The sequence below is a fragment of the Pelagibius sp. genome, assembly GCF_028281305.1.
Classification (GTDB): Bacteria; Pseudomonadota; Alphaproteobacteria; order Kiloniellales; family Kiloniellaceae; genus Pelagibius.
In genome coordinates, this window is record NZ_JANQKD010000004.1 from 1 (window position 1) to 18,599 (window position 18,599).

Sequence of the window (18,599 nt, forward strand, 5' to 3'; positions counted from 1 at the left end):
CCGATTCGCGCACAAGAAACGGCCGCAGCCGCTTGCCGCCGGAAAGCGCGGCATAGCGCATCGCCTCGATAACCCGTCCGCGGGGCCCTTCGGTCATCGGCAGCAGCCGATCGAGCAGGGCCGAAATTGTTTCGCCCTGGCTGGCCAAGGCATCCTGAAGTTTCATGGCTTGCGACCCGGGCCCCGCTGTTCAATCGACATCCAGCGCGGCGGTGTCGGCCGTGCCGTCGGCCGAAAGGCTGATCTTCTCGATCTTGGCCTGCGCCTCGCGCAGTTTCTGATCGCAGTGACGCTTCAAGGCTGCGCCGCGCTCGTAGTCCTCGATTGCCGAGTCGAGGGCGCCCTGGCCCTGCTCGAGCTTGGCCACGATCGCCTTCAGCGCATCGAGCGCCTCCTCGAAGCTCATGGCTTGAATGTCTTCGGGAACCTCGTTCTTGGACATCAGTCTTCCCCCGGGTCTTCCTGGCCTTCTTGCGCCGCCTCGGCCCTTGCGCGCGGGCGGCGGCGTTCCCCGTTCAACAGCCCCGCCCTTTAACGCAGTCGGCGCCTGAGGTCAAAACCGCATCAGCGTGCGGACATGGGCCGCTACGCAACGCGCCAGGGCCGCGTGATCGTAGCCGCCCTCCAGGACCGAGACCAAACGCCCGCCGCAGGCGCTGCGGGCGAGCTCCATCAACTGCTGCGTCGCCCAGGCATAGTCCTCCTCGACGAAGTTCAGGCTGGCCAGGGGATCGTCGGCGTGGGCATCGAATCCAGCCGAGATGAAGACGAAGTCCGGCTCGAAGCGGGTCAGCGCCGGAATCACGCAGTCGCGCATCGCCTGGCGGAAGTCCGACGACCCGGCCGGCGGCGGCAGCGGCACGTTGATGATGTTGTTGCCCACACCGCGCTCCTGCGCCCGCCCGGTACCGGGATAGAAGGGAAACTGGTGCGTCGAGGCATAGAACAGATCCGGGTCGTCCCAGAACATGGCCTGGGTTCCGTTGCCGTGGTGGACATCGAAATCGACCACCGCAACCCGGTGGCAGCGGTGCACTTCGCGCGCATGCAAGGCGCCGACGGCGACGTTGTTGAACAGGCAGAACCCCATGGCCTGGCGCGGTTCGGCGTGATGGCCCGGCGGGCGCACCGCGCAGAATGCGTTGTCGGCCTCTCCCGCCATCACCGCATCGACGGCCGCGACCACCGCTCCTGCGGCCCGCAGCGCCGCTTCCCCCGAACCGGGCGACACGATGGTATCGGCATCCAGCATGCGGTCCCCGTGCTCCGGAATGGCAGCCAGGACCTCGTGCACGAAGCTCTCCGGATGGACCCGCGCGATCTGGCTGTGCTCGGCATGCGGCGCTTCACGGCGCAGCAGGCCGGAAAACTCCGGGCTGTCGAGCGCCTTCATGACGGCCTTGAGGCGTCCGGGGTTCTCCGGGTGCAGCGGCCCGGGATCGTGTTGCTCGCAGGCGGGATGGCTAAAAAGAAGCGTACTCATAAGCGGCCCTGACAGTGGGGGGTCGGCCCATCATAGCCGGTGACCGGCCGGCGTCATCCCCGCATTTTCAACCGAAATGCGGTTTCATGGAGTAAATGAATTGTCAGGAGACAGGGGCGCTGACTGGGCCTATGCTGCCGCTGATGTCGCCCTGGGCCATTGACTCCCCAGCGGCCAGACGCCAATTCAATGATCTATTTAGTTTTTTTAGTCCCCGCCAGCTTGCGCCAGAGTCGCGCCATCGGCAGGGCTTTTGGAGACAGGCGGAACATGGGGTTGAAGACAGCGCGCCGGTTTTTGGCGATTGCGGTGGTCTGTCTTGTCGGAGCGAGCCTCGGCGGCACGATGCTGCCGCAGACTGCAGAAGGGCAGCAGGGCGCCTCCCTTGTCCGCGTCGATGCCGTGCGCAGCGAACCGCTGAGTCAGACAGTGCCGGTTGTGGGGCGCCTTGTCGCCCGCCAGGCCGGATCCGTCGCAGCGCGGATCAGCGGCCCCATCCAGCAATTCAGCGTCGAGGTCGGCGACCGGGTGTCCGCCGGCGACGTCATAGCCGTGCTCGACGCCGCCTCGATGGAGGCCGAGCGCGACCTGGCAGCCGCAGGCCTCGCCGTGGCCCGGGCGGAGCTGAGGACCAAGCAGGCCGAAGTGACCCTGGCGCGGCAGGAATTGCAGCGCCTTGAGGGGCTCAAGCAGTCCGCCGCCTTCAGCCAGGCCCGTTTCGACGACGCCCGCCAGGAGGTTGCCATCGCCGAAGCCGCCGCCGCCGAAGCCGAGGCGTCGGTAACCAGCGCACGCGCCACCCTGCGCCTGGCCGAGATCGACCTGGACGACACCACGGTGCGCGCACCCTACGACGGGGTCATCACCCAGCGCCTGAGCGAGGTCGGGGCCTACGCCCAGGACGGGGCCGACGTGGTGCGCATGGTCGCCGACCAGAGCCTGGAGGTGGAGGCCGACGTGCCGGCCAACCGGCTGCTCGGACTCACCGCGGGTGCTGCGGTCGAGGTGGTGCTGGACGACGGCACACTGATCGGCGCGACTGTCAGAGCCGTCATCCCCGACGAGAACCCGCTGACGCGGACCCGGGCCGTGCGCTTCGTGCCGCGTTTCGGGGAGATCAGCAGCCCGCTTGCCAACGAGCAGTCGGTCACCGTGATGGTGCCGGTCGGCGCGCCGCGGGATGTGGTTTCCGTGCACAAAGACGCCATCATCAAGCGTCCCAACGGCACCATCGTCTTCGTCGTCTCCGAGGGTCAGGCGCAGCCGCGCCCCATCGTTCTCGGGGAGCCGGTCGGCAACCGCTACGAGGTTGTCCAAGGCCTTACGGAGGGCGAGCAGACCGTGGTCCGCGGCAACGAGCGCCTGCGTCCGGGTGCAGAGGTACAGATTGACGGGGAGACCTGATGAACCTCATCAAGCTCGCTATCGAACGTCCCATCGCGGTGATTGCCGCGGTTCTGATGGTGGTGATGTTCGGGATCGTTGCGCTGCAGACCATCCCCATTCAGCTGGCCCCTGACGTCAACCGGCCGGTCATCACCGTTTCCACCAGCTGGGGCGGCGCCGCGCCGGCGGAGATCGAACGCGAGATCACCAACCGCCAGGAAGAAGAGCTCAAAGGCATCGAGGGCCTGGAGACCATCACCTCGCGCTCGGAGCAGGGCCGCGCCCGCATCACCCTGGAGTTCGCCGTCGGCACCAACATGGACCGGGCGCTGCTGCTGGTCTCCAACCGGCTTGACCGGGTGAACGGCTATCCCGACGAAGCCGACGAGCCGACGCTGGACACCGCCGGCAGTGAAGACAGCCCCATCGCCTGGTTCATCATCACCCGCGAGGACGGCAACGAGCGGCCGATCCACGAGTACGGAGACTTTGCCGAAGACATCCTGCGCGAGCGCATCGAACGGGTGCCGGGCGTCAGCCGCGTCAACGTCTTCGGCGGTACGGAGCGGGAAATCCAGGTCACCGTCGAGCCCAAGGTGCTGGCACGCTACCGCATGACGGTGACCGAGGTCGTGGACGCCCTCAGGCGCGCCAATGCTTCGCTCAGCGCCGGTGACGTGGACGAGGGCAAACGGCGCTATGTTGTGCGCACCGAGGGCGAGCTCAACACCCTGGAGGCCATCCGCGACGTGGTCGTTCGCAGCGACTCCGACGACGACAGCGGCCGCGTCGCCCGCGTGCGGATCGGCGACATCGCCGAAGTGTCCTATGGCTACAAGGAAGCCGGCGCTTCGATCCGCATGCTCGCCCAGGGCGCCATGGCGATGAACGCCCTGCGCGAGACCGGCGCCAATGTCATCGAGACCATGGAAGGCATCAAGGCGGCGGTGGAGGAACTGCGCGAAGGGCCGATCCCGGCCGCCGGCCTGAGGCTGCGGCAGGTTTACGACGAAACAGTCTACATCAATTCCGCCATCGATCTCGTGCAGCAGAACATCTGGGTCGGCGGCACGCTGGCTGCCATCATTCTGCTGGTCTTCCTGCGGTCCGTCCGCGCCACCCTGGTGGTCTCCATCGCCATTCCGGTTTCGGTGATCGGTGCCTTCGTGGCGATGGCCGCCATGGGGCGGTCGATCAACGTGATCTCACTGGCCGGCATCGCCTTTGCGGTGGGCATGGTGGTGGATGCCGCCATCGTCGTGCTGGAGAACATCTATCGCCTGCGCGAACAGGGCCGGCCGGCACGCGAGGCCGCCTATCTGGGCGCCAAGCAGGTCTGGGGCGCGGTGCTCGTTTCGGCGCTGACCACCGTCATGGTGTTCATCCCCATTCTGGTGATGCAGCTTGAAGTGGGTCAGCTCTTCCGCGACATCGCGGTGGCCATCTCGGTCTCCGTCATGCTCTCACTGCTGGTCTCGGTCACCGTGTTGCCGGCACTGTCAAGCTGGCTGCTCAGCGGCGGCAGCAAGAAGCTGGACGAGAAGAGCATCACACGGCTGCGCCTGCCGCTGGTCGACCGGCTGGCCGACTTCTTTATCGCCCTCATCATGGGCTTTGTGCGCCTGGTGGTCCGCAGCCGTCTGGTGGCCTTCGTGGTCGTGGCCTCGGTCACGACGGCGGCCTCGCTGGGCGCCTGGCAGTTCCTGCCCAAGCTCGAGTACCTGCCGGAGGGCAACCGCAACCTCGTCTTCGGCATCATCATTCCGCCGCCGGGCTACAACCTGGGCACCACGACCGATATCGCCAAGGGCATCGAGGCCGCGACCCGGCCGCTCTGGATCACCGAAAGCGGCATGGACGCGGACAGCTACGAGGCAAAGGCAGAAGAGGGCTTCTCCCTGGACGGCATCGGCACGCGGATTACCGGCGCTCTTCGATCTCTCTGGCCGGGCGGAGCGGAGTCTGCCGATCCACAGATCGAACGCTTCTTTTTCGTCGCCACCAGGGCGACCACTTTCCTGGGCGCCACCGCCGTCGATCCGCAGCGCGCTGCAGAGCTGATCCCCGTTCTCCAGGGGCCGGTGTTCCGCGAGCCCGGCACCTTCGGTTTCATCAATCAGCCGTCGATCTTCGGGCGCGGCATCGGTTCGGGACGCAAGATCGACCTCGATATCTCCGGACAGGAATTGGAAGTCATTCTTGGCGTCGCCCAACAGGCGGTCGGCCGCGTTTCGCAGATCATGCCCCGTAGCGAGGGGCATCAGTTGCGGCCGAACCCCGGCCTGGAGCTCGGCGCACCGGAGGTGCGTCTCTTCCCCGACCGCCTGCGTCTTGCCGACAACGACGTGACCGCACGCGAGCTGGGCGAGGCGATCGACACCTTCAACGACGGCCTTCGGGTCGCTGAGGTCACCGTCGGTTCCGATCGTCTCGACCTGATGCTGAAGGGCCCGGAGTACAACGTCGTCCAGACCCAGGGCATCGCAAGCCTGCCGGTGGTCACGCCCAACGGCGATATCATCCCGGCCTCCTCCCTGGCCGAGGTGGTGCTGACCTCCGGCCCGACCGAAATCCGCCACCGCGAGCGCTTCCGCACCGTAACCCTGGAAATCCGCCCGGCCCCGGGCATTCCGCTGGAGGCTGCGCTCGATACCCTGCGCAGCGAAGTCATGGAGCCGATGGAGGCCGAGGGCCTGCCGCCCGGCGTCACGTTCAACATCTCCGGCACCGCCGACAAGCTGACCCAGACCTGGGAGGCCATGGTTCTGGACCTGCTGCTGGCGCTGGCCATCGTCTACCTGGTGATGGCCGTGCTGTTCGAGAGCTTCATCTACCCCTTGATCATCCTGCTGTCGGTGCCGCTGGCGGCAGCCGGGGGCGTGGCGGGGCTGGCGATCCTCAACACCTCCGTCTATCAGCCGCTCGACATGCTGACGCTGCTGGGCTTCGTAATCCTGATCGGTATCGTGGTGAACAACGCGATTCTGCTGGTGCACCAGACCCTCTATCACCTGCGCGAGGAGGGGCTGGCCGCCGGCGCGGCCATCGTCGAGGCGACCCGCAACCGCATCCGGCCGATCTTCATGTCGACGCTGACCTCGGTCTTCGGGATGCTGCCGCTGGTCTTCTTCCCGGGCGCCGGTTCGGAACTCTACCGCGGCTTGGGTTCCGTGGTGGTCGGCGGCCTCGCCCTCTCCGCCATGCTCACGCTGCTCATCATTCCACCGATGATGGCGCTGTTGGTCGCGACGCTGGAAGGCCGTCAAGCCGCCGCCGGGCCGAAAGTGGCCGGGCCGGCCCAGCCCGCAGCAGGCGAGTAAGGCCAGCCACGGGCAAGATCGATTGGTTAGCCGGCCTTCCTGATCTGGAAGGTGAAGCGGCCGTCCGCCTCGTCCCACGACAGCAACTCGTCGCCGGTGGTCTGGCAAAAGGCCTGGAAGTCCGCCACCGCCCCGGGATCGGTGGCGAGCACCTCCAGCACCGCCCCAGGCTCCACCGATTTCATGGCCTTGCGCGCCCGCAGAACCGGAAGGGGGCAACGCAGCCCCGTTGCATCGAGAACGGTTTTCGAAGCATCAGACATAATCCGCTTTTTACACCTTGCCTTGATAAAATCCAGAGCCGACACGGCAAAAAGACGTTAAACACCCGGAATTTAGCGGCTTCCGGCAGGTCCTGGGAAACCACGGCGCTCAGCCGGAGAATTTGCAGCAAAAAAAGTTCATGCCAGCGCTTGACCTGCCCCGGCCCCGAACAACGTTTCCTAATATGCCATACGGACCACTCCTTCTGACCGCCGGACGGGCCAGCCGCCTGCTCAAAGCCATGGGCAACGAGCGGCGCTTGGTGATTCTCTGCCACCTTTCCGAGCGCGAGCATTCAGTGACCGAGCTTTGCCGTCTGGTTGGGCTTAGTCAATCCGCCTTGTCTCAGCATCTCGCAAAGCTGCGCCGGGACAATCTGGTGAAGACACGCCGCAACGCGCAAACCGTGCTCTATTCGGTCTCGAGCCCAGAGGTCGGAAAGATGCTGAGCGCCCTCAGCGATCTCTATGTGAATTGCTGTGCAGCGCGCCAGCCGGCGCCGGCCGAAAACGGGGCTTCCCTTGACACACCGGTCAGCCGACCGGGCGCTGCGGAGACCGCGGCCGAAGGCGCGGCCTTGCGCAAACCCAGCACCTGAAGCACCCTCAAGAGGAATTCCTTCTCCGGACCGGACTCAAGCCCTGGGTGCAATCGCGCTCTGAGCCTTCGTGCAACCCCCTGCGCGCATTGGTTTGAGAGGAAATCAGGTCCTTCAATCATGGATTTCTCCGGTTCCGCGTCGCGGCTCACCGAGGAAAGATTCCCCTCATTGTTGTTCATGAACAAATGAATACGTTTGCATGAACAAATCGATCACTTGATCCTTGAGAAGTTTGCGCAGTAAGTCTGCGCCATCACTTTTGTTTGGACGAAACTCCGAATCACCAACCCATCGCCGCGGGGTCATTCAGAATGAGAGAAATGACAGCGTGTCTGAGACTCCCACGATCACTCCCGCAAAGCCCGACCCCGTCGACGTCTCCATAGGTTCCCGGTTGCGGCTCCGCCGCTTGGCCCTTGGCCTCAGCCAAAGCAGCCTGGCAAACGCCCTAGGCATCACATTCCAGCAGATCCAAAAGTACGAACGCGGCACCAATCGCATTGTCGCCAGCCGTTTGTACCGCCTGTCCCAGGTCCTTCAGGTCCCGGTCCAGTACTTCTTCCAGGACCTCTCGGCGAGAGAAGCTCCGGAGCACTCTCTCGCAAACGGCCAGTCCGATGTCGAGTCACCGGAACGTGTGTCGGACCTGATGACCCAGCGTGATATGCTGCGCCTCGTTCAGGCCTACAGCAGGATAGACGATGCCACGGTCCGGCGGCAGATCTACGCACTGGTCAAGACCATCGGCGAGCATTGCTGCGATCCGACCTGCTGACGGGCAGGCGCCGGCCCCTTCGCGGGCCCTCCTGGCCGCCGGCGCCTGGCTTCTCGCCCTCACCGCTTTGGCGGCAGCATCGTCGCAGGCCTGGGGCGACACTGCTTCACCGGTGCGCGGCGTTGCGCAGATCGTCGATGGCGACAGCCTTGCGGTTGCGGGTCAGACCTACGACCTTGCCGGGGTCGACGCGCCGGAGCTGGCGCAGCGCTGCAGCCGCGGGGAACGCCTTTACGACTGTGGCCTGCTCGCGCAGGCCGCCCTCATGGACCTGACGGCCGGCGTCCAGGTGGAGTGCCGCAGGCTTGCGCAGCTGCCGGCATCCGGCGGCGTTCCTCTGGCGCGCTGCACGGCGGGGGGTTACGACCTCTCGGAGGGCATGGTCTACACCGGCTGGGCGCTGATCCCGCCGGGCGGCGATGCCGCGGACCAATACCAGGCCGCCTTCGGTCCGGTCCAGCAGGGTGCCAGAGAGCGCCGGCGCGGCCTTTGGAAGGGCGCCTTCGTCGAACCCTGGGCCTGGCGCCGGGGACAGCGCCTGGCCGGCGAGCCTCTGGCGGACGGGGCAAGCCGGTAAAACAGGCGCCCGGCTGCCGCGGAGTCCCAATGGCCGCAAAGAGCGGACGCGGTCCCTTTGTCGCTGGACGCCGGGGGCCCGACGGCGCCACTATGCTCCCTGTTTCTGGGATGTGATTCTGGCGTTGCCTTCGGGGGAAGGAACGATGGCGGTGTTGCGGCTTCTGACGGTTACCATTGCCCTCGGCAGCGCTGGTTCTGCAGCGCTCTGGGCCGTCCCTGCCGTGGCCCAGAATCGAAGCCTGCAGAGCGACGGCTACTTTTCGCCGACCTATGCCGCTTCTGCGCAGGGCTCGCCCTACCGGGAGGTCTATTCCCGGACCTTCGGGTCCGCCGCGCCGCCACCCCCGGACCCCCAGGAGACCGCCGCCACGCTTGTCCCCAGCAAGCCTGTGGAGGACTTCGTCTTCGTGATCGACAGCAAGGGCCTCGCCACCTATCGCGCGGACGACTACGGCGACGGCCAAGGCGCGGCCATCGCCCGCGGCCCGCTGCCGCCTGTGCCGGAAGCGAAGTTGATCGCCGGCGCCACGGCGCAGGTTCCCACCGTTGCCGACAATCTCTATCTGCAGCCGCCGCTGGAAACGGCCGGCGGTCCCCAAGCCGCGCCCCCAGCGGTCACGCCCATCCTTCTCACTCCGCCGCCTGAAGCCAAGACCCCGGACGGGTCCCTAGGCAACCGGTGACCCCGAGCGCGGTTTTCGGGCGCCTGCAGAGCGACCGTGCGGCGCTGGCGGCGGCGATCGCCGCCCTGCCGGAGGCCGATGCCGTTTCCCTTCCGCTGCTGGGATCCGAGGCCGTCGACGCCTTGCTCACGGAGGCGGCGCGCCTGCGTTACCGGCCGGCCCAACCCGTGATCGGCAGCGGCGACAAACAGGTCTGGCAGGACTGCGAAGTGAGCTGTGCGGTTCCCAACGACGGCGCCCTGGCCACCTGCGGCGCGGCGCTCGAAGGCGCTTTTGCCGACGCCCTGGGACTGCTCGGCCCGGCCGCTCTCAGCGAAGGCTTTGCCGTCAACGACCTCATCGTTCAGCGCTACCCCAAGGGCTCCGGCGGGATTACCCCGCACCGCGACCACATCGCCTATCGCGGCCTGGTCTCCGTCATCACCCTGGCCGGGCGTTGCCGCTTCGCGGTCTGCCGCGACCGCAGCGGCAGCGACGCCCGGGCCGTGGCGGCACCGCCGGGCTGGCTGGTGCTGATGCGCGGGCCGGGGCTCTACGGCCGGACGGACCGCCCCTTTCACTTCGTCGACCGCTTCGAAACCCCGCGGATCAGCGTCGGCCTCCGCTACGACCGCCGGCTGGTGTCGTGACCGCTCGGCAGCGTCGAAACGCCAGGACCTCCAGGCCCCAGGACCGTGGCACCGGAGTGCTTGGCCTGACCCGGCGCGGGTGTTAGGACAGCCGCGCCGGCACTCTCTTGGTAGGCGTTTTCCCAGAAACAGCCATGCGCACCGACGACTTCGACTTCGACCTGCCCCGCGGGCTGATTGCCCAGCATCCGATCGAGCCCCGCGAGGCCGCGCGCCTGCTGCACGTGGGCCCGGCGCTGGCTGACCGTACCATCGCCGATCTGCCCCACCTGCTGCGAGAGGGCGACCTGCTGGTCATCAACGACACCAAGGTGATCCCGGCGCGGCTGACCGGCACAAAGGGCAGCGCCAGCATCGAAGTCACCCTGCACAAGGCCGTGGACGCCAAGACCTGGGCGAGGACTTGGAAAGCCTTCGCCCGGCCGGCGCGCAAGCTCTCCGAAGGCGACCGGATCGTCTTCGCCGAGGACTTCGGCGCTGCGGTCGCCGAAAAGGGCGAGGGCGGCGAAGTCACCCTGGTTTTCGACGAAGCGGGCAGCGACCTGCTCGCCGCTTTGGACCGCCACGGAGTCATGCCGCTGCCGCCCTACATCAAGCGCGACTCAGGGGGCGACCCGCAGGACCGGGAGGATTACCAGACCGTCTTTGCCGAGCGGGCCGGCGCCGTCGCCGCGCCCACGGCGGGGCTGCATTTCACCGAGACCCTGCTGAACGCGCTGGAGCAGGCCGGAATCGGGCGGGTCGCGGTCACCCTGCACGTCGGCGCCGGCACTTTCCTGCCCGTGAAAGTCGACGACCCCGCTGCCCACCGCATGCATAGCGAGACCGGCGAAATCACCCGCGACGCTGCGGACAGGATCAACGCCGCCCGCGCCGCCGGAGGACGCATCGTCGCGGTCGGAACCACCGCGCTGCGGCTGCTTGAGAGTGTTGCCGCAGACGACGGAACGATCACGCCCTTCGTCGGCGACACCGATCTCTTCATCCTGCCGGGTCACCGCTTCAAGGCTGTGGACCTGTTGCTGACCAATTTTCATCTGCCGCGGTCCACCCTGTTCATGCTGGTCTGCGCCTTTGCCGGCAAGGCGCGCATGGAAGCCGCCTACGCCCATGCCGTCGCAGAGCAGTACCGCTTCTACTCCTACGGCGATGCCTGCCTGCTGGAGCCGGAGAGTGCCCAGTGAACAGGGCCGAAGAAACCGCTGCCGGCGCCCATGGTCTCCGCTTTGCGGTCGGCGCCGTCGACGGCAAGGCGCGCCGCGGGCAGCTTGAAACGGCCCACGGAACGATCAACACGCCCGCCTTTATGACCGTCGGCACCGCCGCCACCGTGAAGGGACTGACCCCGGACCAGGTGCGCGCGAGCGGCGCCGAGATCCTGCTCGCCAACACCTACCACCTGATGCTGCGCCCGGGGGCGGAGCGGGTGGCGCGCCTGGGCGGTCTGCATCGTTTCATGAATTGGGCGGGGCCGATCCTGACGGACTCCGGCGGCTACCAGGTGATGTCGCTGCAGGAGCTGCGCAAGATCACCGAGGAGGGGGTCACCTTCCGCTCCCATCTGGATGGCGAGCGTCACGCATTGACGCCGGAGCGGGCGGTGGAGATCCAGGAACTGCTGGACGCCAACATCACCATGGTGCTGGACGAATGCACGCCTTATCCGGCGACGGAGAAAGAAGCGGGCGAGTCCATGGAGCGCTCCATGCGCTGGGCGGCGCGCTGCCGCGAGGCCTTTACCAAGCGGCCGGGCTACGGCCTTTTCGGCATCGTCCAGGGCGGCGTTTATCCGGCGCTGCGGCAGGCCTCTGCCGAGGCGCTGATCGAGATCGGCTTCGACGGCTATGCGGTCGGCGGTCTGGCCGTCGGCGAAGGACAGGGCGTGATGTTCGACGTCCTGGACGCCACCGTGCCCCACCTGCCGGCAACCCATCCACGCTACCTTATGGGCGTCGGCAAACCGGCGGATATCGTCGGCGCAGTGGCCCGCGGCATCGACATGTTCGACTGCGTGCTGCCGACCCGATCGGGGCGCACCGGTCAGGCCTTCACCCGCCGCGGCAGCATCAACCTCCGCAACGCCCGCCATCAGGACGATCACCGCCCGCTGGATCCGGACTGCCCCTGCCCGACCTGCGCCAACTACTCCCGCGCTTACCTGCACCATCTCTTCAAGGCGAAGGAGATGCTTGGCCCGATCCTGCTGACCCGCCACAATCTGACCTATTATCAGGAACTCATGGCCGGGCTGCGCCAGGCAATCGAGGATCAGCGGCTTGACGACTTCATCGCGGACTTCAGCCGGCAACAGGACGCGGGAGATCTCCCCCCGCTCTGAGGATGCAGCCTTTGGGGTGGCGGCTTCCGGGCAGTCGGGGCCGAAGGCAGCGATCCGCGAGCGGGCGCTGGCGCTGGGGTTCGATGCCGTGGGCTTTGCCGGAGCCGCGGTCGCGCCCGATGCGCGCGCGGCGCTGAAGGCTTTCCTGGCCGCGGGCTATCACGGCGAGATGGACTGGCTGGCCCACAATGCCGAGCGCCGCGCCGACCCCAAGGTGCTCTGGCCGGAAGCGCGTACTGTGGTCGTGTTGGGCCAGAACTACGGGCCTGCCGAGGACCCTCTGACGCTGCTGGATGAACCGCAGCGCGCGGCAATCTCCGTCTACGCCCGCAACGCCGACTATCACGACCTGATGAAAAAGCGCCTGAAAGCACTGGCGCGCTGGATGCACGATGACCTGGCCGCCGAGGTAAAGGTCTTTGTCGATACCGCGCCGGTGATGGAGAAACACCTGGCCCAGGCCGGCGGCATCGGCTGGCAGGGCAAACACAGTAACCTGGTGTCGCGCGCGCTGGGGTCCTGGCTGTTTCTCGGCGAGGTCTATACCGATCTGGAGATCGAAGCGGATGACGCCGAAAGCGACCACTGCGGAAGCTGCCGCAACTGTCTCGACGTCTGCCCCACCGATGCCTTTCCCGCGCCCTACCAGCTCGACGCGCGGCGCTGCATCTCCTACCTCACCATCGAGCACAAGGGGCCGATCCCGGCAGAGTTCCGTCAGGCCATGGGCAACCGCATCTACGGCTGCGACGACTGCCTGGCCGTCTGCCCCTGGAACAAGTTCGCACAGCCAACCCGCGAGGCCGCCTTTCTGCCGCGCGCCGAACTGACCGCGCCACGGCTGGCCGACTTCCTCGACCTCGACGATGCCGGCTTTCGCAAACTCTTTGCCGGCTCGCCCATCAAACGCATCGGGCGCGACCGCTTCCTGCGCAATGTCCTGATCGCCCTCGGCAACGCCGGCACCGAGGCACCAGCAGAAGCCATAGAAACCCTGCTGGCCGATCCTTCTCCGCTGGTGCGCGGCGCGGCGGTCTGGGCGCTCTCCCGTCTACTGCCCAAGGAGGAGTTGGCCAAGCTGCGCGCCAGGTATGCCGTTGCCGAAGACGACCCCGATGTTCTCGCCGAGTGGGCCTAGCGGACCACCTGATCCATGATCCGATTGCACATCACCGGCGCTTCCGGCAGCGGCACCTCGACACTCGGGCAGGCGCTCTCGGAGCATCTAGGGATCGCCCGCTTCGATACCGACGATTTCTACTGGCAGCCGAGCGAACCGCCCTACACCGAAAAGCAGCCCATCGGCGAACGGCTGCGCCTGTTGAACACGGCCTTCGCGGAAGCCGGCTCCTGGATCCTCTCCGGCTCCATCGGCCTCTGGGGGGCGCCGCTGATCCCGCAGTTCGATCTGGTGATCTTTCTCTCGGTGCCGACCGCGACCCGCCTGGAACGCCTGCGCCGGCGCGAGACCGAGCGTTACGGCAGCCGGATCGAACCCGGCGGCGACCGCCACGAAGCCAGCGCAGCTTTCCTGGAGTGGGCGGCGAACTACGAAACCGGGCTCTCCCAAGGCCGCAGCCGGGACCTGCACGAAGCCTGGCTGAAGATGCTCCCCTGCCCGGTTCTGCGCCTGGACGGCGACCGACCGGTCGACATCCAACGGGCCGACAGTCTAGCGGCCATCGCAAAGCATGGTTTGCCGGTGTGACGCGCCGTCGCAGTGCAGCGCCGACACCGATCGAAGGCGCTACTGGGGCTGGGCGGCGGTGGGCCGCTTGGCCTTGTCGGGCGGGAAACAGACGAAGTTGACCCGATTGGGCTGGGTCAGCGAGCAGCCGTTCCAGAAGATGTCCTCGTTCTTGCGCTCCAGACGGCCGCCGTCACAGACATAGGCCGCCTCGTCATCGACCTCCGAGTCTTCGTTGACGGCCGGGCTGTAGCAGAGGCCAAAGGCGTAAGGCCGCAGACGCGGCAGCAGGTTTGCGCTTTCCGCCTCGGCCGCCTCCACCGCTTCGTCCGACCCATCGACCTGAAACGGCATGGCGCTGCAGGCACCCAGAAGGCCCATCGCTGCGCCGCAAACCAACGGCGCCGCCAAACGCCTGGCAGACAACCCACGGATCATTCAAACGCTCCCTCGAGACGGCCCAGTCCAGTTCTGCGGCCCAGTTCTGCGGCCGCAGTGACGGCCCCCCTGTCGGGCATTGATACGCAGGCGGAAGCGTCCTGTCATCCGGGAAGCGGCGGGCCTCATAATTTTCACTATTATAGTGTATAATATTGGATTTCTACATTTTCCTATGGACAATTCAAAATGATCACCCTACGTTTTTTGTGAAATTGGCCGCGGCACTCACAGGACCGGACGCCTTCGGTCGATTGCAAACTGGGTACAGCCCTCTAAAACACTGGTTTATATCAGATTTTCGTTTCGCGGCACGCCGCCGCGGCGACGAGGACCTGACCGGCACGAAAGCAGGACCATGCGGTATTTTCCGGCCTTCCACGATCTTTCCAGCCGCTCCGCCCTTTTGGTGGGGGGTGGCGAACTGGCGCTGCGCAAGCTGCGCCTGCTGCTGAAGGCGCACGCCAAGGTCACCCTGGTGGCGCCACGCCTGTGCGCCGAGATGGCCGAGGAGGCTCGCGACGACCGGGTTCTATGGATGTGCCGCCCCTTCATGGCCGAGGACGTCCGGGGACGCGCGCTGGTGATCTCCGCCAGCGGCAAGCCTTCCGTCGACGAAGCGGTGGCCGCAGCGGCGGTCGAGGCCGGCATCGCTGTCAACGTGGTCGACCGGCCCGACCTTTCCAGCTTCATCATGCCGGCCGTGATCGACCGCGATCCCCTGGTGATCGGCATCTCCAGCGGCGGCGACGCACCGATCCTGGCGCGTCAGCTCCGGGCGCGGATCGAGGCCATGCTGCCGGCCCGTCTGGGCGCCCTGGCCCGCTTTGCCGGCACCTTTCGCGCCGCGGTCGGGGCGACCATACCCCCGGCAGGCCGCCGGCGCTTCTGGGAGCGCTTCTTTACCGGCCCGGTGGCCGAAGAGGTACTGGCCGGGCGCGAGACCGCAGCCCGCGAGGCGATGCTGGGCCTGATCAACGGTCCTGCGTCGCAGGCCGCGCCGACCGGTTCGGTTGCCATTGTCGGCGCCGGCCCGGGCGACCCGGACCTGATGACCTTCAAGGCTCTGCGCCGCCTGCAGGAGGCCGACGTCGTGCTCTACGACAAACTGGTCGGCCCGGAGATCGTCGACTATGCGCGCCGCGATGCGGAGCGGGTTTATGTCGGCAAGGCCAAGGCCAACCACAGCAAGAGCCAGGACGAGATCAACGCCCTGATGGCCGAGCACGCCCTGGCCGGGCGCCGCGTGGTGCGCCTTAAGGGCGGCGACCCCTTCATCTTCGGGCGCGGCGGCGAGGAGATGGACTATCTCGAAGCGCGCGGCGTCGCCGTGGAGGTGGTGCCGGGCGTGACGGCGGCGGCCGGCTGCGCCGCCGCCGCGGGCATTCCCCTCACCCTGCGCGGCACGGCCCTGGCCGTCACCTTCATCACCGGCCATGCCCGGGACGGCGAGCCGGATCTCGACTGGACGAGCCTGGCCAGCGGCAAGCAGACGCTGGCGGTCTACATGGGCGTCTCCACGGCCGGCGTGGTCGCGCAGCGTCTGATCGAACACGGGCTTGCCGCCGGCACGCCGGTCGCGGTGATCGAGAACGGCACCCGCGACGACCAGCGTATCGTCACCGGACGGCTGGACAACCTGGATCAGCGCCTGCGCCAAGCCGCGGTCACGGGCCCTGCGCTCATCATCGTCGGCGAAGTCGCGCGCAAGGCCATGACCGGCGAGGACCGTGCCCTGGAGGCCGAGCTGACCGCCCTCCCCCGACGCCTGCCCGAAGCCTTGGCTGTCTGACGGAGATCACAGCGATGCCCAACAAACCTGTGCCTCTGAAGGCTGTCACCGCCAACCGCCTGCGCGAAGGCGATGTGGTCTATCTGACCGAGAGCGGCCTGTGGACCGCCTGGCTGAATCAGGCCGCCACCAGCAACGACGCCGCGGCTCAGGACGAGATGCTGAAGCGCGCCGAAGCGGACGTGGCCGCGCGCAAGATCGTCGGCCCCTACCTGGTCGAGGTGACCGAGGTGGACGGCATCCTTCAGCCGCTGTCCACCCGTGAAACCATCCGCGCCGCGGGCCCCACCGTGCGCGCCGACTATCGCAAGGCCCCCCTGGTGGCGGACGCCTAGGGCGAGAGGAACCAACGACGATGTACCGCTACGATGAATTCGATCTGGCCTTTGTCCGGCAGCGCACCGCCCAATTCCGCGGACAGGTGGAGCGTCGCCTCTCCGGCGAGCTAAGCGAAGAGGAGTTCCGGCCCCTGCGCCTGATGAACGGGCTCTATCTGCAGCTTCACGCCTACATGCTGCGCGTCGCCGTGCCCTACGGCACGCTGTCCTCGCGCCAGATGCGCAGGCTGGCCAGCATCGCGCGCGATTACGACCGCGGCTACGGACACTTCACCACGCGCCAGAACATCCAGTACAACTGGCCGCAGCTGGAAGACGTGCCGGCGATCCTGGAGGATCTGGCCGAGGTCGAGATGCACGCCATTCAGACCAGCGGCAACTGCATCCGCAACGTCACCGCCGATCACTTCGCCGGCGCCAGCGCCGACGAGATCGAGGATCCGCGGATCTACGGCGAGATCATCCGCCAGTGGTCGACCCTGCACCCGGAGTTCTCGTTCCTGCCGCGCAAGTTCAAGATCGCCATCACCGGCGCGCCGAACGACCGCGCCGCCGTGCGCTTCCACGACATCGGGCTGCAGGTCCGCCGCAGCGCAGCGGGCGAAGTCGGCTTCGAGGTGATCGTCGGCGGCGGCCAGGGCCGCACCCCGGTCATCGGCACCACCATCCGCGAGTTCCTGCCCAAGGCGCACCTGCTGAGCTACCTGGAGGCCATCCTGCGGGTCTACAACCAGCTCGGCCGGCGCGACAACCTCTACAAGGCCCGCATCAAGATCCTGGTGCAGCAGACCGGCGCCGAGGAGTTCACCCGCCTTGTCGAAGAGGAATGGGCGCATCTGAAGGACGGCGCGCTCACCCTGCCGGCCGAGGAGATCGCCCGCATCGAGAGCTACTTTGCGCCACCGGCCTTTGAAGACCTTCCGGAGAGCGACCGCGGCTTCGAGGCACGGCGCTTCGAGGACCGGAACTTCGCCCGCTGGCTGCGCAGCAACGTCTCCGCCCACAAGATCCCCGGCTATGCCATCGTCTCCATCTCCCTGAAGCCCGAGGGCGAAGCGCCGGGCGATGCCAGCGCCGAGCAGATGGACGCCGTGGCCGATCTTGCCGAGACTTTCAGCTTCGATGAGATCCGTGTCACCCACGAACAGAACCTGGTGCTGCCGCACGTGAAGCTCAGCGACCTGTCGAAGGTCTGGGAAACGCTGGTGCAGCACGGCCTGGGCACGCCCAACATCGGCCTTGTCTCCGACATCATCGCCTGCCCCGGGCTCGACTACTGCAACCTCGCCAACGCCCGCTCCATCCCCGTCGCCCAGCGCATCACCCAGCGCTTCAGCGACCTGAACCGCCAGCACGAGATCGGCGATCTGAAGATCAAGATCTCCGGCTGCATCAACGCCTGCGGCCACCATCACGCCGGCCACATCGGCATCCTGGGCGTCGACAAGAAGGGCGAGGAGTTCTACCAGATCACGCTGGGCGGCAGCGCCGACGAGAACGCCGCCGTCGGCAAGATCGTCGGCCCTGCCTTCTCCTACGACGCGGTCGTCGATGCCGTCGACAACATCGTCGAGACCTATCTGGACCTGCGCCAGGACAACGAGAAGTTCAACGATACCTATGCCCGTGTCGGCCTCGCGCCGTTCAAGGAGAAGCTCTATGCCGCTGCTTAAAGACGGCCGTATCGCCGATGATCCCTGGTCAGATCTGCCTGAGACGCCGGAGCCCGCCAACGACGCCGAAACAGGGGCGCCGGATGTCCCGTCGCTGGACGTGGACCTGATCGTCACCCTGGACCAGTGGCGCGACCAGCGCGAAACGCTGCTGCGCCACAATGGCCGCCTCGGCCTGCGCCTGGCCAGCGACCAGCCGCCGGAAGAGATCGCCGGCGACCTCGAGCACTTCGACCTCATCGCCCTGGAGTTCCCGAAGTTCAACGACGGACGCGCGTACTCCTATGCGCGCCTGCTGCGCGAGCGTCATGGCTTCAGGGGCGAACTGCGCGCGGTGGGCAACGTGCTGCGCGACCAGCTCTTCTTCATGCTGCGCTGCGGTTTCGACAGCTTTGCGGTGGCGGACGAGAAGACAGCGGCGGCCTGGAAAGACGCCATTGAGGAAATCCAGGTCTGGTACCAGCCGACCGCAGACGGCCGCGCACCCAGTGGCGCGCTCGGCGCCGGCTTCCGGTCTTCGCGCGCTGTAGCCGCCGAGTAGCCCCGCCCACAGCCACCGGACAACACACCTGGACCGGGGAGTCGCAGAAGTGCTGGCTTCAAGGACGAGCAG

General features: G+C 66.9%; 19 protein-coding genes. 15 read left to right on the top strand and 4 right to left on the bottom strand.

Annotated features, from left to right (window positions below; translation table 11 throughout):
• Window positions 1-190: 190 nt before the first annotated feature.
• Together Q0982_RS00910 and Q0982_RS00915 are read right to left on the bottom strand one after the other, a co-directional pair.
• Window positions 191-442: an exodeoxyribonuclease VII small subunit gene (locus Q0982_RS00910; protein ID WP_299390934.1), complete on the bottom strand. Its 252-nt coding sequence runs from the start codon at window positions 440-442 to the stop codon at window positions 191-193.
• A gap of 111 nt (window positions 443-553) precedes the next feature.
• On the bottom strand, window positions 554-1,483 hold the full coding sequence (locus tag Q0982_RS00915) for a histone deacetylase family protein (RefSeq protein WP_299390936.1): 930 nt from the start codon (window positions 1,481-1,483) through the stop codon (window positions 554-556).
• Window positions 1,484-1,753: 270 nt separating this feature from the next.
• Between Q0982_RS00915 and Q0982_RS00920 the strand changes: the two genes are divergently transcribed.
• Complete coding sequence (locus Q0982_RS00920; RefSeq protein ID WP_299390938.1) at window positions 1,754-2,887, top strand: efflux RND transporter periplasmic adaptor subunit; 1,134 nt, start codon at window positions 1,754-1,756, stop codon at window positions 2,885-2,887.
• A complete protein-coding gene (locus Q0982_RS00925; protein WP_299390940.1) occupies window positions 2,887-6,189 on the top strand; it encodes an efflux RND transporter permease subunit in 3,303 nt (1,100 codons plus the stop codon). The genes Q0982_RS00920 and Q0982_RS00925 overlap by 1 nt, the downstream gene beginning before the upstream one ends.
• A 26-nt stretch (window positions 6,190-6,215) precedes the next feature.
• On the opposite strand, the gene Q0982_RS00930 is transcribed toward Q0982_RS00925, so the two are convergent.
• Window positions 6,216-6,452, bottom strand: coding sequence for a sulfurtransferase TusA family protein (locus Q0982_RS00930; protein WP_299390942.1), 237 nt, complete (start codon window positions 6,450-6,452; stop codon window positions 6,216-6,218).
• 185 nt (window positions 6,453-6,637) lie between these two features.
• On the opposite strand from Q0982_RS00930, the gene Q0982_RS00935 reads away from it, so the two are divergent.
• The 9 genes from Q0982_RS00935 to Q0982_RS00975 all read left to right on the top strand — a co-directional run bounded on the left by Q0982_RS00935 (window position 6,638) and on the right by Q0982_RS00975 (window position 13,766).
• Entirely contained in the window at window positions 6,638-7,051 is a 414-nt protein-coding gene (locus Q0982_RS00935; RefSeq protein WP_322096921.1) for a metalloregulator ArsR/SmtB family transcription factor, read from the top strand.
• A gap of 331 nt (window positions 7,052-7,382) precedes the next feature.
• Window positions 7,383-7,829: a helix-turn-helix transcriptional regulator gene (locus Q0982_RS00940; RefSeq protein ID WP_299390943.1), complete on the top strand. Its 447-nt coding sequence runs from the start codon at window positions 7,383-7,385 to the stop codon at window positions 7,827-7,829.
• A gap of 112 nt (window positions 7,830-7,941) precedes the next feature.
• On the top strand, window positions 7,942-8,406 hold the full coding sequence (locus Q0982_RS00945) for a thermonuclease family protein (protein ID WP_299390945.1): 465 nt from the start codon (window positions 7,942-7,944) through the stop codon (window positions 8,404-8,406).
• Window positions 8,407-8,551: 145 nt separating this feature from the next.
• Window positions 8,552-9,091 (top strand): hypothetical protein, encoded by a 540-nt coding sequence (locus tag Q0982_RS00950; protein WP_299390946.1) that lies wholly within the window; start codon window positions 8,552-8,554, stop codon window positions 9,089-9,091.
• Window positions 9,088-9,720 carry a hypothetical protein gene (locus Q0982_RS00955; RefSeq protein ID WP_299390948.1) on the top strand — a complete coding sequence of 211 codons (633 nt, stop codon included), beginning with the start codon at window positions 9,088-9,090 and terminating at the stop codon, window positions 9,718-9,720. Before Q0982_RS00950 ends, Q0982_RS00955 begins: the two co-directional genes overlap by 4 nt.
• A 134-nt stretch (window positions 9,721-9,854) precedes the next feature.
• Complete coding sequence (gene queA / locus Q0982_RS00960) at window positions 9,855-10,904, top strand: tRNA preQ1(34) S-adenosylmethionine ribosyltransferase-isomerase QueA (RefSeq protein ID WP_299390950.1); 1,050 nt, start codon at window positions 9,855-9,857, stop codon at window positions 10,902-10,904.
• A complete protein-coding gene (gene tgt / locus Q0982_RS00965) occupies window positions 10,901-12,058 on the top strand; it encodes a tRNA guanosine(34) transglycosylase Tgt (RefSeq protein ID WP_299390951.1) in 1,158 nt (385 codons plus the stop codon). The genes queA and tgt overlap by 4 nt, the downstream gene beginning before the upstream one ends.
• A 16-nt stretch (window positions 12,059-12,074) precedes the next feature.
• Window positions 12,075-13,196: a tRNA epoxyqueuosine(34) reductase QueG gene (gene queG / locus Q0982_RS00970; RefSeq protein WP_299390953.1), complete on the top strand. Its 1,122-nt coding sequence runs from the start codon at window positions 12,075-12,077 to the stop codon at window positions 13,194-13,196.
• 15 nt (window positions 13,197-13,211) lie between these two features.
• A complete protein-coding gene (locus tag Q0982_RS00975; RefSeq protein WP_299390955.1) occupies window positions 13,212-13,766 on the top strand; it encodes an AAA family ATPase in 555 nt (184 codons plus the stop codon).
• Between the two features lie 39 nt (window positions 13,767-13,805).
• Here the strand turns inward: Q0982_RS00975 and Q0982_RS00980 are convergent, their stop codons facing one another.
• Window positions 13,806-14,183, bottom strand: a complete 378-nt coding sequence (locus Q0982_RS00980; RefSeq protein WP_299390956.1) for a hypothetical protein — start codon at window positions 14,181-14,183, stop codon at window positions 13,806-13,808.
• A gap of 358 nt (window positions 14,184-14,541) precedes the next feature.
• On the opposite strand from Q0982_RS00980, the gene cysG reads away from it, so the two are divergent.
• The 4 genes from cysG to Q0982_RS01000 are packed head-to-tail and all read left to right on the top strand — an operon-like array spanning window position 14,542 to window position 18,527.
• Entirely contained in the window at window positions 14,542-15,975 is a 1,434-nt protein-coding gene (gene cysG, locus Q0982_RS00985) for a siroheme synthase CysG (RefSeq protein WP_299390958.1), read from the top strand.
• A gap of 14 nt (window positions 15,976-15,989) precedes the next feature.
• Window positions 15,990-16,310 (top strand): DUF2849 domain-containing protein, encoded by a 321-nt coding sequence (locus tag Q0982_RS00990; RefSeq protein ID WP_299390959.1) that lies wholly within the window; start codon window positions 15,990-15,992, stop codon window positions 16,308-16,310.
• 20 nt (window positions 16,311-16,330) lie between these two features.
• Window positions 16,331-17,986 carry a nitrite/sulfite reductase gene (locus tag Q0982_RS00995; RefSeq protein WP_299390961.1) on the top strand — a complete coding sequence of 552 codons (1,656 nt, stop codon included), beginning with the start codon at window positions 16,331-16,333 and terminating at the stop codon, window positions 17,984-17,986.
• Complete coding sequence (locus Q0982_RS01000) at window positions 17,973-18,527, top strand: DUF934 domain-containing protein (RefSeq protein ID WP_299390963.1); 555 nt, start codon at window positions 17,973-17,975, stop codon at window positions 18,525-18,527. Before Q0982_RS00995 ends, Q0982_RS01000 begins: the two co-directional genes overlap by 14 nt.
• Window positions 18,528-18,599: the final 72 nt, after the last annotated feature.